The organism is Frigoribacterium sp. ME-P-080, from assembly GCF_030209595.1.
Taxonomy (GTDB): Bacteria; Actinomycetota; Actinomycetes; order Actinomycetales; family Microbacteriaceae; genus Frigoribacterium.
Window position 1 is genome coordinate 62,601 of the sequence record NZ_JARVRR010000001.1, and the last position, 14,516, is coordinate 77,116.

General features: G+C 62.9%; 14 protein-coding genes. 8 read left to right on the forward strand and 6 right to left on the reverse strand.

The annotated features are described in order from the left end of the window. Nucleotides 1–42: 42 nt before the first annotated feature. Entirely contained in the window at nt 43–516 is a 474-nt protein-coding gene (locus tag QRN23_RS00320) for a hypothetical protein (RefSeq protein WP_285061935.1), read from the reverse strand. A gap of 473 nt (nt 517–989) precedes the next feature. Between QRN23_RS00320 and QRN23_RS00325 the strand changes: the two genes are divergently transcribed. From QRN23_RS00325 to QRN23_RS00335, 3 genes are all read left to right on the forward strand, one after another. Next, a complete protein-coding gene (locus QRN23_RS00325) occupies nt 990–1,259 on the forward strand; it encodes a hypothetical protein (protein ID WP_285061936.1) in 270 nt (89 codons plus the stop codon). Between the two features lie 310 nt (nt 1,260–1,569). Continuing rightward, entirely contained in the window at nt 1,570–2,271 is a 702-nt protein-coding gene (locus QRN23_RS00330) for a hypothetical protein (RefSeq protein WP_285061937.1), read from the forward strand. A 72-nt stretch (nt 2,272–2,343) separates the two neighbouring features. Next, nucleotides 2,344–2,607, forward strand: a complete 264-nt coding sequence (locus QRN23_RS00335) for a hypothetical protein (protein WP_285061940.1) — start codon at nt 2,344–2,346, stop codon at nt 2,605–2,607. A gap of 114 nt (nt 2,608–2,721) precedes the next feature. On the opposite strand, the gene QRN23_RS00340 is transcribed toward QRN23_RS00335, so the two are convergent. Continuing rightward, nucleotides 2,722–4,320 (reverse strand): AlbA family DNA-binding domain-containing protein, encoded by a 1,599-nt coding sequence (locus QRN23_RS00340; protein WP_285061942.1) that lies wholly within the window; start codon nt 4,318–4,320, stop codon nt 2,722–2,724. Nucleotides 4,321–4,797: 477 nt separating this feature from the next. On the opposite strand from QRN23_RS00340, the gene QRN23_RS00345 reads away from it, so the two are divergent. Together QRN23_RS00345 and QRN23_RS00350 are read left to right on the forward strand one after the other, a co-directional pair. Continuing rightward, nucleotides 4,798–5,259 (forward strand): hypothetical protein, encoded by a 462-nt coding sequence (locus tag QRN23_RS00345; RefSeq protein ID WP_285061943.1) that lies wholly within the window; start codon nt 4,798–4,800, stop codon nt 5,257–5,259. A 327-nt stretch (nt 5,260–5,586) separates the two neighbouring features. After that, nucleotides 5,587–6,276: a hypothetical protein gene (locus QRN23_RS00350; protein WP_285061945.1), complete on the forward strand. Its 690-nt coding sequence runs from the start codon at nt 5,587–5,589 to the stop codon at nt 6,274–6,276. Here the strand turns inward: QRN23_RS00350 and QRN23_RS00355 are convergent. Then, the gene (locus tag QRN23_RS00355) at nt 6,224–6,793 is read right to left on the reverse strand and encodes a hypothetical protein (RefSeq protein WP_285061948.1); all 570 of its coding nucleotides are present in this window, start codon (nt 6,791–6,793) and stop codon (nt 6,224–6,226) included. The two genes, QRN23_RS00350 and QRN23_RS00355, sit on opposite strands and share 53 nt — an antisense overlap. Nucleotides 6,794–7,426: 633 nt before the next feature. On the opposite strand from QRN23_RS00355, the gene QRN23_RS00360 reads away from it, so the two are divergent. Both QRN23_RS00360 and QRN23_RS00365 read left to right on the forward strand, forming a co-directional pair. Beyond that, nucleotides 7,427–7,978 carry a TlpA family protein disulfide reductase gene (locus tag QRN23_RS00360; protein WP_285061950.1) on the forward strand — a complete coding sequence of 184 codons (552 nt, stop codon included), beginning with the start codon at nt 7,427–7,429 and terminating at the stop codon, nt 7,976–7,978. 1,354 nt (nt 7,979–9,332) lie between these two features. After that, the gene (locus tag QRN23_RS00365) at nt 9,333–10,235 is read left to right on the forward strand and encodes a phosphotransferase (RefSeq protein ID WP_285061951.1); all 903 of its coding nucleotides are present in this window, start codon (nt 9,333–9,335) and stop codon (nt 10,233–10,235) included. Between the two features lie 35 nt (nt 10,236–10,270). Here the strand turns inward: QRN23_RS00365 and QRN23_RS00370 are convergent, their stop codons facing one another. Continuing rightward, the gene (locus QRN23_RS00370; RefSeq protein WP_285061952.1) at nt 10,271–10,681 is read right to left on the reverse strand and encodes a hypothetical protein; all 411 of its coding nucleotides are present in this window, start codon (nt 10,679–10,681) and stop codon (nt 10,271–10,273) included. Between the two features lie 565 nt (nt 10,682–11,246). Then, on the reverse strand, nt 11,247–12,149 hold the full coding sequence (locus QRN23_RS00375; protein WP_285061953.1) for a type IV toxin-antitoxin system AbiEi family antitoxin domain-containing protein: 903 nt from the start codon (nt 12,147–12,149) through the stop codon (nt 11,247–11,249). A gap of 246 nt (nt 12,150–12,395) precedes the next feature. On the opposite strand from QRN23_RS00375, the gene QRN23_RS00380 reads away from it, so the two are divergent. Beyond that, nucleotides 12,396–13,214 carry a hypothetical protein gene (locus QRN23_RS00380; protein ID WP_285061954.1) on the forward strand — a complete coding sequence of 273 codons (819 nt, stop codon included), beginning with the start codon at nt 12,396–12,398 and terminating at the stop codon, nt 13,212–13,214. 434 nt (nt 13,215–13,648) lie between these two features. On the opposite strand, the gene QRN23_RS00385 is transcribed toward QRN23_RS00380, so the two are convergent. Beyond that, nucleotides 13,649–14,434 (reverse strand): metallophosphoesterase family protein, encoded by a 786-nt coding sequence (locus QRN23_RS00385; RefSeq protein ID WP_285061955.1) that lies wholly within the window; start codon nt 14,432–14,434, stop codon nt 13,649–13,651. Nucleotides 14,435–14,516 lie beyond the last annotated feature (82 nt).

Here is a 14,516-nt window from a genome sequence, read left to right on the forward strand (position 1 = left end):
ACGAACACCCAGCGAGGCACCAAGCTCTAAGTGCTGGGCAGGTCAGTCGCCGTCGCTACCCTGCTCGTCCGACGCCTCCGCGTCAAACGCCGCTCGAATTCGTTGTTGAAGGTTTTCGTGGTCCTGTGCCCGGGCCCAAGTTCGGTACTCCGAGTCGTTTGCCGGCGGACGTGTGTCGTTGGCATCCATGAATACAGTCTCCTGGGCGCGGTTTACGCGCCACTTACGTTCGTATTCGGCCCCAGTGGCGACGAATGCCACCCGCTTGATCGCGGCCCATGGGAACAGGTCGCCACTGGCTGGCAGGGTCAGTTCGTATCGACCGTCATCGAAACTCGGCATGATGTTGTCGCCGTTGCTCGCGAGAACTATGCCGATCGAGTCAATAGCTACGACTCGCCCCTGCAGAGTCTGACGCTGCGGGGCCGGCGGATCATCTTGCTGGTAGGGATAGTCCTCCAGAGCAAAACTAATATTTACGACGTCCGTCGGGTTCGCAAATGATGTAGCGCTCACCGTGTCCTCGATTCTGTCTTAGTGCTCCCAACCGTAGGCCCACGTCTTGGCGCAGTGGTGGCACAAACCAGTCGGCTCCATATGATCCGAAACCTCAATGGGCTCGGCTTCTGAGTCTCGATAGCCGATTCCCTATCGGGCTACCCGACAGGCATTCTGCGGCCGCGCATCTCTGCGTCTGCCATTCTCAACTGATGCTGAGCAGTGTTGCCATCGTGTCGTTGGCATTCTTCGTGTGGTCGATCGTTCGACTGGTTCGAGGTCGCAGGTCCCAAGCAGCCGGCCGAACGCCTGACAAGAAGGTCGTTCGAGACAACAAGATTGTCCTAGCCCTATCTGCCCTAGCTGTAATCGCGACCTTTCTCGTCGGCATGGTGTTGATGCCTCGCATCTAGAGAGAACTCGCGTTGCAGCCAGCGATCCCCTATCGGGCGGGACGCATAGAGACCCAACCTTCGGCCTATGGTGCCTTTATGTCATCCCGAAGCAGCCAACGGATCTACCTTTTCTGCGCCGTCGGTTTTGCGGTTGGCATACTCCTGCTGGTTCTTGTGGATGGCGCAGCTCTCACCCTTGCAGCACTACCTCTTGGTCTCTCGATCGGTATCGCGCTGCGCACCTGGTGGACGCGCCACGGCTGGAATCCGGGCATCACCATCACGGAAGACGTAGCCGAAGGCGAAGCACTTAGACACGAGGGCGACAGCGTCGACGGGACTTCCCGAAAGCCTAGAGGCCGCTGAGTGATCCCCTATCGGGCACCTGCCTCGAACTGTTCGGCGAGAGCACACCCGTGATTGTTGTGAAGGCGTGGAACCACTTAGCTAGCCCCGTGCCCTACGTCGCGTCCCCCAACGAATCGCCGGATCGGCCTCGATGAGTGTCACGGAGAAGCACTCCCACTGGGGCGAAGCATTCACGGCCGTCGCGAGTCCCTGGACCGGTCGTGACGCCCGTCAGTTGAAGCGGCGCCACACCGAAACCGTGTGGTTGAACTCATCACACGGGTTTCAAGAAACCACGCTCGAACTCGTCCGGGACTTGCCTCCGACCATGACGAGCGTCGCCATCGTCGCCCGCTGGATCGAGGACCTCACACCTCTCTACGACCTCGGTCAACGCCTGACGTCTCTGCAACTCCTCGTCGCACCCGGAGCGAGTATCGACCTGAGCCGCTTTCCTGCCCTGACGTCGCTCTCGGCTGACTGGCCCACAGTCGAGGAATCACTACTCACCGCAACGGGACTCGAAGACCTTTACCTCGGATGCTTCACGGAAAAGGACCTGACGTCCCTGTCTCCGCTCAAGAACGTGAGCCGCTTACGGATGAAGGACCGGCCCAGCGTGGCCTCGCTCGAGGGCCTCGATGCGCTCGTGTCGCTGCGGTCGCTCACCATCACGGGAGGCAGGAACCTTGCCGACATCACCGGGCTCGAGGGCCCCGTCGGTGCACAACTAGAGGCCATCGATCTGGACAGCTGCCGCCGAATCCAGGATCTGAAGCCACTGGCCCACTGTCGCTCCCTGAGAACACTCGGCCTGGGGAACATCGGTGATGTACCCAGTGCCAGCCCCTTGGCCGGCTTGAAGGAACTCCGCGGACTGTTCCTCCACGAATCGACACGATTCATCGACGGCGATCTCAGCGCCATCGACGACCTGCACCACCTGAACACACTCGGGCTAATGAACCGTCGTCACTACCACCCAAACGTGCAGCATCTCCAAGCGAATATCCGCCGAACCCAGAGCTGACGTCGACTAGCCGCTGATAGGACCGCATGACGATCCCCTATCGGGCGGCGCGTGTGAAACGAAGCGGTGACCGTGTCACTCTCTGAGAGGTGGACGAACGTCGCCATAAAGGCAAGGGTGTTCGCAGCGGTCGGCCTCATCGTGAGCGCCGCGACGGTGTTCATCCTCGGGGCCTACCTCGAGGCTGGCGGCTGTGGCGACATGTGGGGCGGAGCTGTCGCTGATGTCACGCCTCGGTCCGTCGGCACGTCTGCAACCCCCGAAGAAGACACCGCCGCCTACTGGACCGAGGAGCGCATGGAGTCCGCTGTCGCCGCACCAATGCCTATCTGTTGATCTGCGGAGCACGTTGACGCGCTGCCCCGCTGGCCGATGGTGGACCGGCCACTGGTCACGACGACGACGTCCGGCAACACCTCGCGCGGTAGGGGCCCAGACCCGCAAGGCGACTTAGCCGTTTAGATCAGGCTCGACCGCACCCGCGTCCTTCGCCCACTGGTACACACCGGCAGGGAGGCGATCCCACCAGCCACCGTGTTCCCAGGACTGCCGGTAGGCGCGCGCCCACACGTACAGGAGTGCCGTTCCGATCTCTTGGTCCGACTTCGCAGGGAGCAGGAGGTGGCGCGCGGCGCGATCCTTTGCGATCAGTGTGAACGCACCATTTGCGTGCACCTGATCGATCTCGGAGCTGCTCGGGTAGAAATCCATGGCGTCTGGCCGGTCGGTGGCGGTCTGTGCGACAACGCACCAGAGGATGTCGAACTCGCACAAGCTGTCGTAGAGTCTGGCGCGGGTTCGCTGATCGATAGTTCTTACGTCGGGGCGCAGTTCCGGTGATTCCATCATGAGCTGCAACGCGCGCGAGATTACCGGCGCGCCCTCGACGTCATTTTCCTTCGACCGCAGCACGCCTGCGCGAGCAGACATCGTCAGCGCGTGACGGATCCAGGAGGCGTACGAGTAGGTCTCGTTCACCTCGTAAGGGCGAAGCACGAGTGACCGCAATTGCTCCCACCGGGACTGCCGCACTGCCAGTGACCCGAGGACGTACAGCCGGGACAGCACCTCGAACATCGCAGAGGCCCACCCGCGTTCCGAGGGAGTCTCGTTTGTGACAGCGTCCGGAAGCGTCGGAATCGCGCAGTAGTAGCGGGCAAGAGCGTCGATGACTCGGTCGAACTGCTCGGACGTTCCGTAGAGCAGAGCGGACTCCCCAAGGGCGAACAATCGGTCAAGCAGGCCGTTAGCCGACGCGAGGTTGCCGGACGCTGCTACCGCACGCAACGCGTCATCTGCTCGAAGAAGGAAACGAGTCAAGCGCGGCAGACTGCCTGCTTCGACCAACGCGTCCGCTGCGATTGCGAACGTCTCCAGGTCCATTCCGAGGTCAATCGCGAGCGAGGGCTCTGCGCCCATGCCTGAGGCAGCGCTGCGCTGATCGTCGAGCATCTCGACGATGCGACGGACAAGCGCGTCGACATCGCGGCGGGCGTCATCCTTGACTCTCTCGGTGTATCGCTCGAGAAGCCGAGGCCAGAAGTGTTCGGCGAGCCTTGTCGTCGTTGTGCCGTCTCGAACGACGACTTGGCCCGGACGAAACACGACTTCCGGCTTCCGGCCGCCGTTACGTTCATACTGTCCCTGCTTTGTGACGACCAAGGGAAGCAAACCCGGCGGCGGCCCGGCGAAGATTAAGGCCACTTCGCGCGTACCGACTTCGGTCTGCAGCTCGTGCACGGCTGCGACGATCGACAGTCGGCCGTCCACATACGCCGAGACCTTCTGCTGCAGTACCGCCGAATCGAACTGCTTCGGATCGATCGGCTGTTGGTCTATAGCTGGCTTGCCGCTGTTGTCGACTCCGACAATGATGTAGCCGCCGGCGGGCAGCGACATCATCGCGAGCAGATCCTTCACATGCTCGACCTGATGCTTGGGATCGGCGAGGTCGAGGGTCGCCTTGAAATCTAGAGCCTCCTGCTCGGTTTCGAACGCAAGGAGCTCAAAGAGCTTTTCGCGGTCTACGCGACCGTCAACGACCACCATGTGCCCGATCCTCGCACGCACAGCGGTCCCACTGAACTGTCCGATAGCCGACCGACCACCGACCACCGACCACCGACCACCGACCACCGACCACCGACCACCGACGGATGCTAGCCATTTCCCCGCAGCTACGGGACGCCGGCTGTCTCGATCGGTCAGTCCGAATCTGATCTCGGCGAACGATCGGCTATCGGGACGTGCGATCGCAACCCGTGTATTACGGTCGAGCCGTGATTCTCGTCTGTTGGGCAGTCGCCATCCTTCTTGCGTTGATCGCAGTCGCGTTCGCCTTTGCTGACCGGCGTGCAGGCCGAGCATTGTCTCGACGGGCGTCCATCACGTTGGGCGGATCCGTTGTGGTCGCCCTGGTCCGCACTGCGTCCGTGTTCATCTGACCTAACACCGCCACGGGAGCCCGAAAGACCATCGTCTATCGGACACGCGAGTCCTGTCCTCGCGCTGGGCTAACTTATGGCTGTGTTGTTCTGGCCCCGTTATGAAGCCATTCCTGCCAATGCCCAGTTCCTGCCCGAAGGCGCTTTTCCCGCTCTCTACCGCCTTCGACAGCCGAGTCGAACGGATGAGCTCGTGGGCTTCCTGTCCGTCATGCCCGACTTCATCTATTCGGAGGCTGGTCCTTGGTGGAACCCTCGCTGGGTGAATCCGCGACTGGGTCTGGACTGGGTGGTCATGTACGGAGAGTTCGAAACCCTGAAAATATGGCCTGACGGCGCTGCAAGCTACGGGCAGGACGATGGCTTTCCTATTGAGGACCCTGCGGATTTCGCTGAACTGGCTCGTGGGGAGTTCTTGCTCCGGGGAATTTTATTCACAGCCGAGAACGTGAACGCGCAGGCTGAACCTGCGATCTGGCACGAGCACTATGAGTTCAAAGAAGAAATCGCTCGACGCAGATACCGGTTCGAGGACGCACGCTGACCCATCCCCTAGCGGGCAGGGCGAGTGGACCTATCGCGTGAAAACATCTGTCATGACTTCACAGCAGAGGGCTATCTGGAGGCGCGTCATCGTCGCCTGCACGGTCGTCGCCGGGGGCCTCGTGATCGCCAGTCTCCTTGCACGGGAAGCACTGCCAATTCTCGTGCCTGTTGCTGTGATTCTGGGCGCTTTCGCGCTCCTGATGGGGTTGCTCGTTCGACGCCAGTCGCGAGAGTGACTGCCCGGCCAGCGATCGTGAGCTGAGACGGGCACACCGTCTTAGCTTCACGTCTTGGCGCTGGAACGATCTGCGGGCATCATCAACGGATGAGCAAGGGTGCGATCCGCGGTGGTTGGCGTGTCTACCGAGAGCAGCGCCTAGAGTTCCTGGACTTGGCCAAGGTCCGCAGGAGAACACGGGTGGGCGCCCTCGTGGTTTTGGCGGCCGCCGCTCTCCTTGTTTTTAGTGCCGTCCACTGGGACATCTTCGACGGGCCACCAGCACGAGACGCCGTCGCCATCGTCTTCTTCTCGGCCGCCGTGGCTTGTCTCGTCATGGCTTTCATCCCCGTGGCCGACCCCAGCACTGCACCCAACTCAAGAAGGATGCTCGGAAACTGGCGACGAAGCGAACGTATCGATCGTCAATTCGCTAAGAACCCGCCCGAGATCATGCCAGAAGACCGAGACGAGGTCATCGCCGGCTCAAAGGGGCTGCTTGCGGCGTCAGTCGTTGCCGTTGACCGATCCATCTGGGTCCCGTGCGGGTATGTCCTGGTCTGGGTCGCCCTTGTCGTTGCTGGCCTCGCCTCTGCTGAACACTTGAACCTCTTGCTTCTGCCCCTCATCTTCGCTGCCCTTCAAAGCGCCACCGTCTTGACGTCGGTGGTGGCGGCTGGCCGTGCCGACACTGCGCACGACCGTGCTCTGGCACTTCCACCGGCACCCGTTGATAGCTCACCCGTCAAACCCAAGAGCCGTCCGACCGGCTCGATGCTTGCTCTTCCTGACGAGTAACGACGGAGCCAGGAATACCCATGCGCCTTCGTCGGGTAGGCACAAAACACGATGCCCTCGAGATCGCGCCCTTGACGTTGGCCCAGTTCCGGAGTGTGGCTATGGCCTCGCGCCAGGGACGTTGAAGACGAGCAAGGACGAACCGTTCGTCGTCGTCGACTGCCCGCATCAGCCACGTGATGTGCACGGTCATCGAGTAGCCGCGTGGGTCTTTGTACTCGACTTGCCCGACGTCGGAGATGTACGTGATTCGGTCACGGGGAACGTGCCGGGACCAGAACGTGCCGTGGATGTGCATGTCCGTGTCGTCGAGGAGGACGTGGATGCCGTAGCTGCGGATGGCGGCCCAGATTGAGACCGCCAGGCTGGTCATGCCCACCAACCCGATTGGCCACGACCGGATCTCGGGATCGATGGCTGCACCCAGGAAGGCAAGACTTGTCCCGATCCCGATGAGGCAAGCAGCAAAGTTCACGTGCTGCGCCCACCGGGGTGGCGCGAGCCGGATGGGACTCATCGAAAGAGCATCGCATGGGTAGGAGATGTCAGGGCCACTAAGCTTGCTCGGCTCTCTAGATCGCCCGGTAAACCGCCGTATATCGGACAGAGCTGGGTCGCTTCAACCTAGGTGTCGGAGTTGCGAGCGGGCCACCGCTAGTCGCGGGAGTTCCATCAATCCCTGCCGTTGTTTGCCGGCATTCGCGCTGCGGCAGGTACTGCCCGCTACTTCCAGCCGGTTTGCACTCCCATGACGACGATGAAGACCGCGATAGCGGCAGCGCCGATCCACACGCACCACTTGAACACCTGACGGCCGCGTTCACTGTCGGGGAGCCATTTTCCATCACTAGTTCTCACACCGCAGACGGTACCCGGCTAAAGCCCACACGCTGCGGCCGGGTGGCACCAAGCAGGAGACCCGGTGACCGATCGCTCACCGGGTAACGGCGGGGGCTACCCACTCCCCAGCAGCTACAGGGCGTTGCCTGCCTCATTAGGTCAGTCCGATACGTATCTCGGTAAGCGATCCCCTATCGGGTCAGCCGGGTCAGGGAAGAGCATCGCGACATCGGCGCTGTTCGCATACAGGTCGGCCGAGTTATCCTCACGCGTGCGAACACGTCCACCCCTAGCCTCCTCGGCCCTTCTCTTGGCCACCTGCGCAGCCGTGGCGGGGTGCACGTCATCGTCGGGAATTGAACAGCAGTGGGGTGACGGCAAGGGATACATCTCCGCCGACCAGATCGTGAGTGAGATCGCACCTGAGGACCGCGGCGACCCGATCGAATTTGACTCCGAGCTCAGCGACGGCACGAAGATCACAGCGGCTGACTACCAGGGCAAGGTTGCTGTTCTGAACTTCTGGTTCGCCGGGTGCGTCCCGTGCCGCATGGAAGCGACCGACCTCCAAGCAGTGAGCGAGGAAGTATCCGACGATGCGGCATTCCTGGGTGTCAACGTCAAAGACCAGCCCGACACCGCCGACGCGTTCACCCGACGATTCGACGTCACCTACCCGACCGCCATCGACGCAAATACGGGGAGCGTCCAGCTCGCATTCGCCGGCATGACGGCCCCCAATGCGACCCCGGCGACATTCGTCCTCGACCCCGAGGGGCGCGTGAGCGCTCGCGTCTTGGGGCCTGTCGACCCTTCGATCCTGCGAGCACTCGTCAAGACCGCGGCCGCGACACCCGAATGAACATTGCGGCATCCGCCGCCTCTGCCTGGTGCTCGGCCGCAAGGACGCCCCGCCCCGCAGCCGATCCCTTGCCGGGCAGCACGCCTCAATGGCGAACGAACCACCTGAATGGCCAGCGAGCTGAGCGAGACCTCCGCCGCGCGCGTCGAGCCGCGTCCTGCTGTGCTGTTGCATGAGCTCGTCGAGCTCGAGCCATGATTTCATCGCCACGAGTCAGCCGTGCTGCTGCCCGCGTCGGGTGAGTGAAAAGACCGACACCTAACCACGCGAACAGCCCACCAGTCGTGACGACAAAGAGTGGGTGACCTCGGCCGGTGGTTACGAGATCACCTGAGAGCCAAGTATCCGTAAGCCAAAGGCCCACCACCAGCGTAGCGATCCCCAGAACGACGACGCAGCCACCCGACACACGCCATTTCCACATGCCCCCAGCACCTCCCTCCGCACCCGTTCAACGGGCGGGTCTCAAGCATCCAAGCGGAGCTGACCCTGCGCCCATCACGCCACGCGTAATCATCTACCGAAGCCGAGCCGCGGAAGTGCCTCGTCGACGGGATGGTCGTGACTATCGAACTAGCTGGCCCGCTTCAGCCGTCACGACGCCCCCGAGGCGAGCCGCGCCCTGTGGCCCATCCCCTATTGAGACGGGTCGCGGCACTTACGCTGTCATGACGACCTCTAGGGGAGCCACTGTGCCATCGATTCGCCGCCTGACTGCCGCAGCCCTCGCGTCGGCCGCTTTGACTCTTGCCGTCAGTGGCTGCACGACCCCCGGTGTAAACGATCTCTACATGCCGCCCACCTCAGCGGACCCCTACGTGACGCCCTCCTCGACGGACCCCTCCGTGGTGATGCCAAACGAACCAAAAGCGGTGGACCTCGATGGAACCGCGGTTCGATCGTTCCTCGAACAGAACGACCTCCGAGGCCTTCCCCTGGCCGACGCGCGACGCCAGGTCGAAGAAGCTGGCTTGTCGGTTCGATTCGATTCCGGTGACGGCAGCAACTCCACGGTCGAACCACCAGCAGATTCCCGTGTGGTGTCTCGATCCATGCTGACGCAGGAGTCGTATCCACCGTCGCACTTCGTCGTCCTCGTTGTCGCGACGAACACGTAGCGCCGCCCAAACCACAAATCCGAAGCGAGCCGCCATCCCTCGGTACGGGCCGTCGCCACGAGCGAAGAGCGTTCGCTGCGATCGGTCACCGTCCAACGGCGGAGGCCAGCAACGCCCCCGCACCTACAGGGCGCCATCGGTCTTTAGGGGTCAGTCCGAAACTGATCTCGATGAACGATCCCCCATTGGGCGGTCACGTCCGTGTAAGGGTGGGGCTGCCGCGGAAAGGAATGATCATGGCCAGGACGACATGGGCAGAAGCACCGCACACCTTGCGGCGCGCCGTCGAGGATGCACTCGGCGCCGAGGTCACGGAGGCCGTCAGTCAAACCGGCGGCTTCTCCTCCGGGAGTGCTGATCGCCTAGTCCTTGCCGACGGCCGCCGTGTCTTCGCAAAGTCCGTCGAACGTGCCCGCAACGTCGGCACCTACGAGATGCATCGGCGGGAAGCAGCAATCGTCCGGGACCTTCCCACGTCGGTGTCCGCACCCCGCCTTGTCGGGACCCTCGAGCAAGACGACTGGATCGTCGTGGCTTACGAGGACATCGACGGCCGCCAGCCAGGGGTGGATGACACCACGCTCGTCCTCGATGCGCTCGGAACGCTGCCCCGCATCGAGACGCCCTCGCAGTTGCCCCGACTTTCGGACGAGCTGACATCGGACGCTGCGAGCTGGAACCGTTTGACCACGTCGGGAGCAGTGAACGAACTCGATCCTTGGGTCGGTGCGCACATCGACCGGCTCCGCCACATCGCCGCACAACTTCCCAGGACAGCCGAGGGAGATCACCTCGTGCACCTGGACTGCCGTGCCGACAACCTCCTTATCGACGAGAAGTCACGGGTGTGGCTGGTCGACTGGCCCTGGGCCAGTGTCGGAGCATCCTGGTTCGACTCGGTGACATACCTCCTCGATGTCCTGGTCAACGACGGGGACGCAGACGTCGAAAAGCATCTCGATCACCCTTCTCTCCGAGGTGTGCCGGCAGAGGCCGTCGATGCGGTCCTTGCTGGACTTGCTGGCTCATGGGTCGAGCAACTCCAGGTACCGGCACCCGAGGACATGCCGAACCTAAGGGACTTTCAGCGGCAGGAAGCCGATGCAGCTCTCCTATGGTTGAGGCGCCGCTGGGCTTGAGACGCGCCCGCAGCGCGATCCCCTAACGGACAGAACTAAAATCGAGCCACGAGTGCAAGATCCGCATCTAGTCGGTGGAGCGCTCGGAGGACCTGAACGGACCGGCTAAAAATGAGACTGTCGAACATCGCGTCGTCTGTCTTCGGCAAAACTTCGCGCGACACAACCCATGCCGCGGCGGACTCGATACCTACCTCGTCGCTGAACATATGAGCAGCCACCTCGTTTCGAATCTTGATGAGTGTCTCCCTGAAGGGGCGGTCATCAGCAATCTCGCGAACGCTCGCCTTGTACGCCTTCTGCGCTTCGACTGGGCGCTCAACTTCAATGAAGTTGGCGAAGCGGCCCTTCTGCGTTCGCGCCGTCCGCTGTAAGTCACTCAGAACCCGGTAAACGCCCTCGATACTTTCCCGGCGGACCAATGCGAGCAGCTTCTCCGTCGTCATTCATCCTGTCGTAGATAATGACCGAGCCCGGGTGCTGCGAAGCAGCTTGAAGTCGAACGCCGGTGGTAACGGTGGTCAAGCCTGCTTCCTTTCAAGCCCGCGCGTCCGGAAAGAGCCTTCCAGCGTCGAAGGGTTCTCTATCGCGGAGTGAGGGCAACCGGGACCCGCCACCATCCGCACGCACTAAACGTGCGAGCCCAAGGCCGGAACCGTGTCGCTCTGACGGAACACGCCTAACCGGCGCTTCGCGACGCGTCCGCAGGCGGGTCTCTTCGCAGGCTGCACCATGAGTGCACGACGGGCCACCGAGGAAAAAAGAAAACCCCTGGCTGACCAGGGGTTTTCTGTGGCGGCTAGTTAGCTACAGGCTTGCCGGCCAGCAATGACGCCGTGTTTGTGCGTAAGTCGCGAGGACCTGGCACATCCGAATGGGTCCCTCTGGCACATCGTGAGGCTGACGCTCGTGCCATGTTGGCTTTCACTCTGCATGTGTCAGCACTTCTCTTGCCGGGGGGGGGGGTGGACGCCGGAGGCCACATCCGCTTGGGCCGCGGCAGTGAGCGCGCTAGCTGCCGTGGTGACCGCCGCGATAGCGATCTGGGCTCTGGCTTCTCCGCTGGAGCGCGGCAGAGTCGCTGTCCTTCAGCGGATTGAGGTTGGTCTGCGCGGAAGCCAGGATGGCCGGTGAAACCGACGTCCTCGCAGCCAAGCCGGCCAGGTGCTCCATGGACCTAATGAGGAACGCTTCCATGCCTGGCAGTGGGGTCTTGGAACCTACGAGTCGGTCGAGGGCACGGCTCGCTTCGGAGACGGCGTCCACCTCCGCCACGACCATGAGGTGCGCAAGTGCGCCGAGACCGTCACCCTGAACCCGTCCGAGTCGCTCCGCGTTTGGGGCGAGCAGCTCCGCGAGGCGGGTCTCGTCGAGGTCGTACTGCCCCCGCAGCGCATCACTCAAGGCGTCGGCCGCGATGGAGACATCGCCTTCGCCTACGAGGAGGTCCACGATGGTCCGCTCGCGGGTGGTGACGGGCAGGCCGTTCACGACTTCGACGTCGCGCGAGTCGAGGGCACGCCAGGAATAGTTGATGGCGCCCTTAGCGCTCTGGCGGCGGCCCGGGACGATGATCCTGTAGGGGGCCGGGTAGACGTCGCCGATTCCGTGGACCATCGCCGCAGCCGCGGAGGCGATGATAGCGTCCGGACGCAGCGCGGCCGTACGTTCTGGGGCGAGTACCGCGGGGTTCGTCGATAACCATGCCGCGCGGAGATCGTCCAACGGGCTTGAGGGGACAGCGGCGAGGCGGTAGACGCCGTAGTGATCAGTGCGCTCCAGCTCACCGGTGCGGATTCGATGGGCAAGGTTCGCCCGTGCGACACCGTTCCCGCGGGCCTGCGCAGTCGTGATCATGCCCCACTGGCTACTGGCGATGTCAGCGATGCGCTGAGCGATTGAAGCGGGCGTCATTCTCGGAGAGTATCACTCAACTATACGTGCCAAGTATTCACGGAGACGAAGACACACAGCTGCTGAGTCGGGGCTTCTCCCTCTCATTTGCCCAAAGAACGAGCTGAGCCTCCGCGCCCGGCAGGTGATCGGCCGAAGGGCTTCGTTGACGGCGCACGGCTCATCGAGCGGATGGTCGCGAGTGCCGACGCCGCGGAGAACCCGCCGAGCGTAAGACGCTGCCCGTCACTAAGCGATGATGAGGGAATGAACGATGCCGATGCTTCGGGGGCCTATGACAACCGTGAGGCCGACGAAGACGCCGAGCGTGGCTTGCTGTTTCTGCAATTCGGATTCGCGCGTCGGGACCGGCTCGATAGCAGATACCAGCAGCTCGAGCTGAGTCCGAGGTCTTCGCTCGCCGGCGACGAAGCGGCGGCGCCATACAACTCCGTTCCCGACCAGATTGTAAACCTCCTCGGCACGGCTCTGGATCATCTTCACGGCTTGCAGGTCAGTGTCGAGAGCAGTGGAGGGGCCCTCCTAGCGATGTCGTCGTTCACCTTGATTCGGAGCGCGATTGAAGCGGCAGGGACAGGGCTGTGGCTGCTTCAGCCAGTGGCCCGCGATGAACGACTGCTTTTAGCCATGAGACTGACCCGTGATAATCGGCGTCAGCTTAGGTCGGTTCTGACCGACCTCGGAAAATCCGACCCTGGGTTTGAGGTCGTAGATCAGCGCCTGAAAGACCAGCTCGCCGGCCGCCCCGAACTTGCGGGAGCGGACCTCACGAAGGTTGAGTCCGTGACCGAGCGACTTCGTTCGATAGCCACCATGGTTCCACCCGGGCACCACCCGCCCCTGGTTATCTGGAGGATGGCAAGCGGTATCGCGCACGGGAACACGAGCATGATGACGGCGGTCCTCGAACGTCAGCAGACCGAAGCGTTCGATGGTCGGTCGGCGTCCTTCAACGTCACATCGAGCTTCGTCACCGTCTCGATGTTCTACGACGCGGCTTTGGACATGATTGAGGCCCTTCTAGATCTGTTCGACCGTCGCAACGAGTCCATCTCGGTGGCCTGATGGACATGACGTTGACTGCCGGCACCCCTTGCACAGTCGCGACTGTTACAAGTATGGGCGCCGTTGTTCAGTTGCCAATTAGGCGGCCCGTCCGGCACCCTATGGTCTAGCGGGCGCGGTCGGTTGTGGACGCTGTCGGCCACGGGATGTAACCGGATCTTTCCGCGGGGAGACCGGCGTCCGTCCCACTGCGGCTCATGACCCGGACGTACCGCCTCTCGAGTGACTCTTCTGACATTAACCTGCCGAGGAGCGCGTCCTGGCCTTCCCGAGAGTCGTACTCATTGATCGACGCGGGGAGCCGGTGGGGACTGGTGGGGATCGCAGCAGTGCTCGGACCGCCCCCGCCGCGACAGCGCATTCTATAAATCTATAGTTCGGGGCATTGCCCGCATCGTCGACGCTCGTCGAGGTCGGTCACGTGCGGCCGGGGACTAGTCCAGCCAGGACCAACTGAGATCTGTGAGGTCCAGGATTCCCAAGTTGCCGGGAGAGTTATTGGCAGCGAGTGAGTAGACGGACCGCGAATCGGGCAGGTGGGCCTCCGCCCGGACGTGCATGTGACCATGGAACAGGCGTCGGGGAGCGAGGCGGGTCCAGACCTCCGTGACGTGGGCGCGGCTGCGTCGGGAAGCGCTCAGACCTCTCTCGTCGAATAGCCGACGGTTGGGGCGGGCGATCACGTCCTCGACGAGCCGCGTGCCCCCGTCAACCGCCTCGTGAGTCAGCAGCACGTCGACTGTCCAGCCTGCCAGCGCGCGCGCGACGTCGGCCTCCGTCGGCTCTTCGTTGCCCCACCAGTCCTTTCCCTCTATCCGCCTCCCCTGGTCGGGCGAGGCGGCGCCGCCGAAGGACAGGAAAGTCCTGCCTCCGATCTCGAATCGGTAGCCGCGAGGCAGGAAAGAGATCCCGGGGGCCTTGGGCAGCCAGTAGGGGACCCCCGGATGCTGGTCGAAGCGCGGCCCGAGCTGGCTCCAGTCGTCGTGGTTTCCGGGAGTCACCAGGATGCGTTCGATGCTGTTCGCGGCCATTGCCTCCATGACGCTTCGGCGGTAGGCCGCCCAAGGGGTGTTCGAGCTGAGGTTGAAGTCGCCGAGGTGCAGCACTGTCCGGACATCTGGCGCCTGGTCGTGGAGCATCCCGAGGGCGCGACGAGCCCAGTACCCGCTCGAGTGCCAGTCGCCCGCGATTGCCACGCGAACTTCAACGTCGTCGTTCAAGTCGACCTTCGCCAGCGTGCGGAGCCAGGGTTCAGCGAGGCCGCAGCGGCGCCATGCGTCGCAGGACGCACCTCGAATGCAG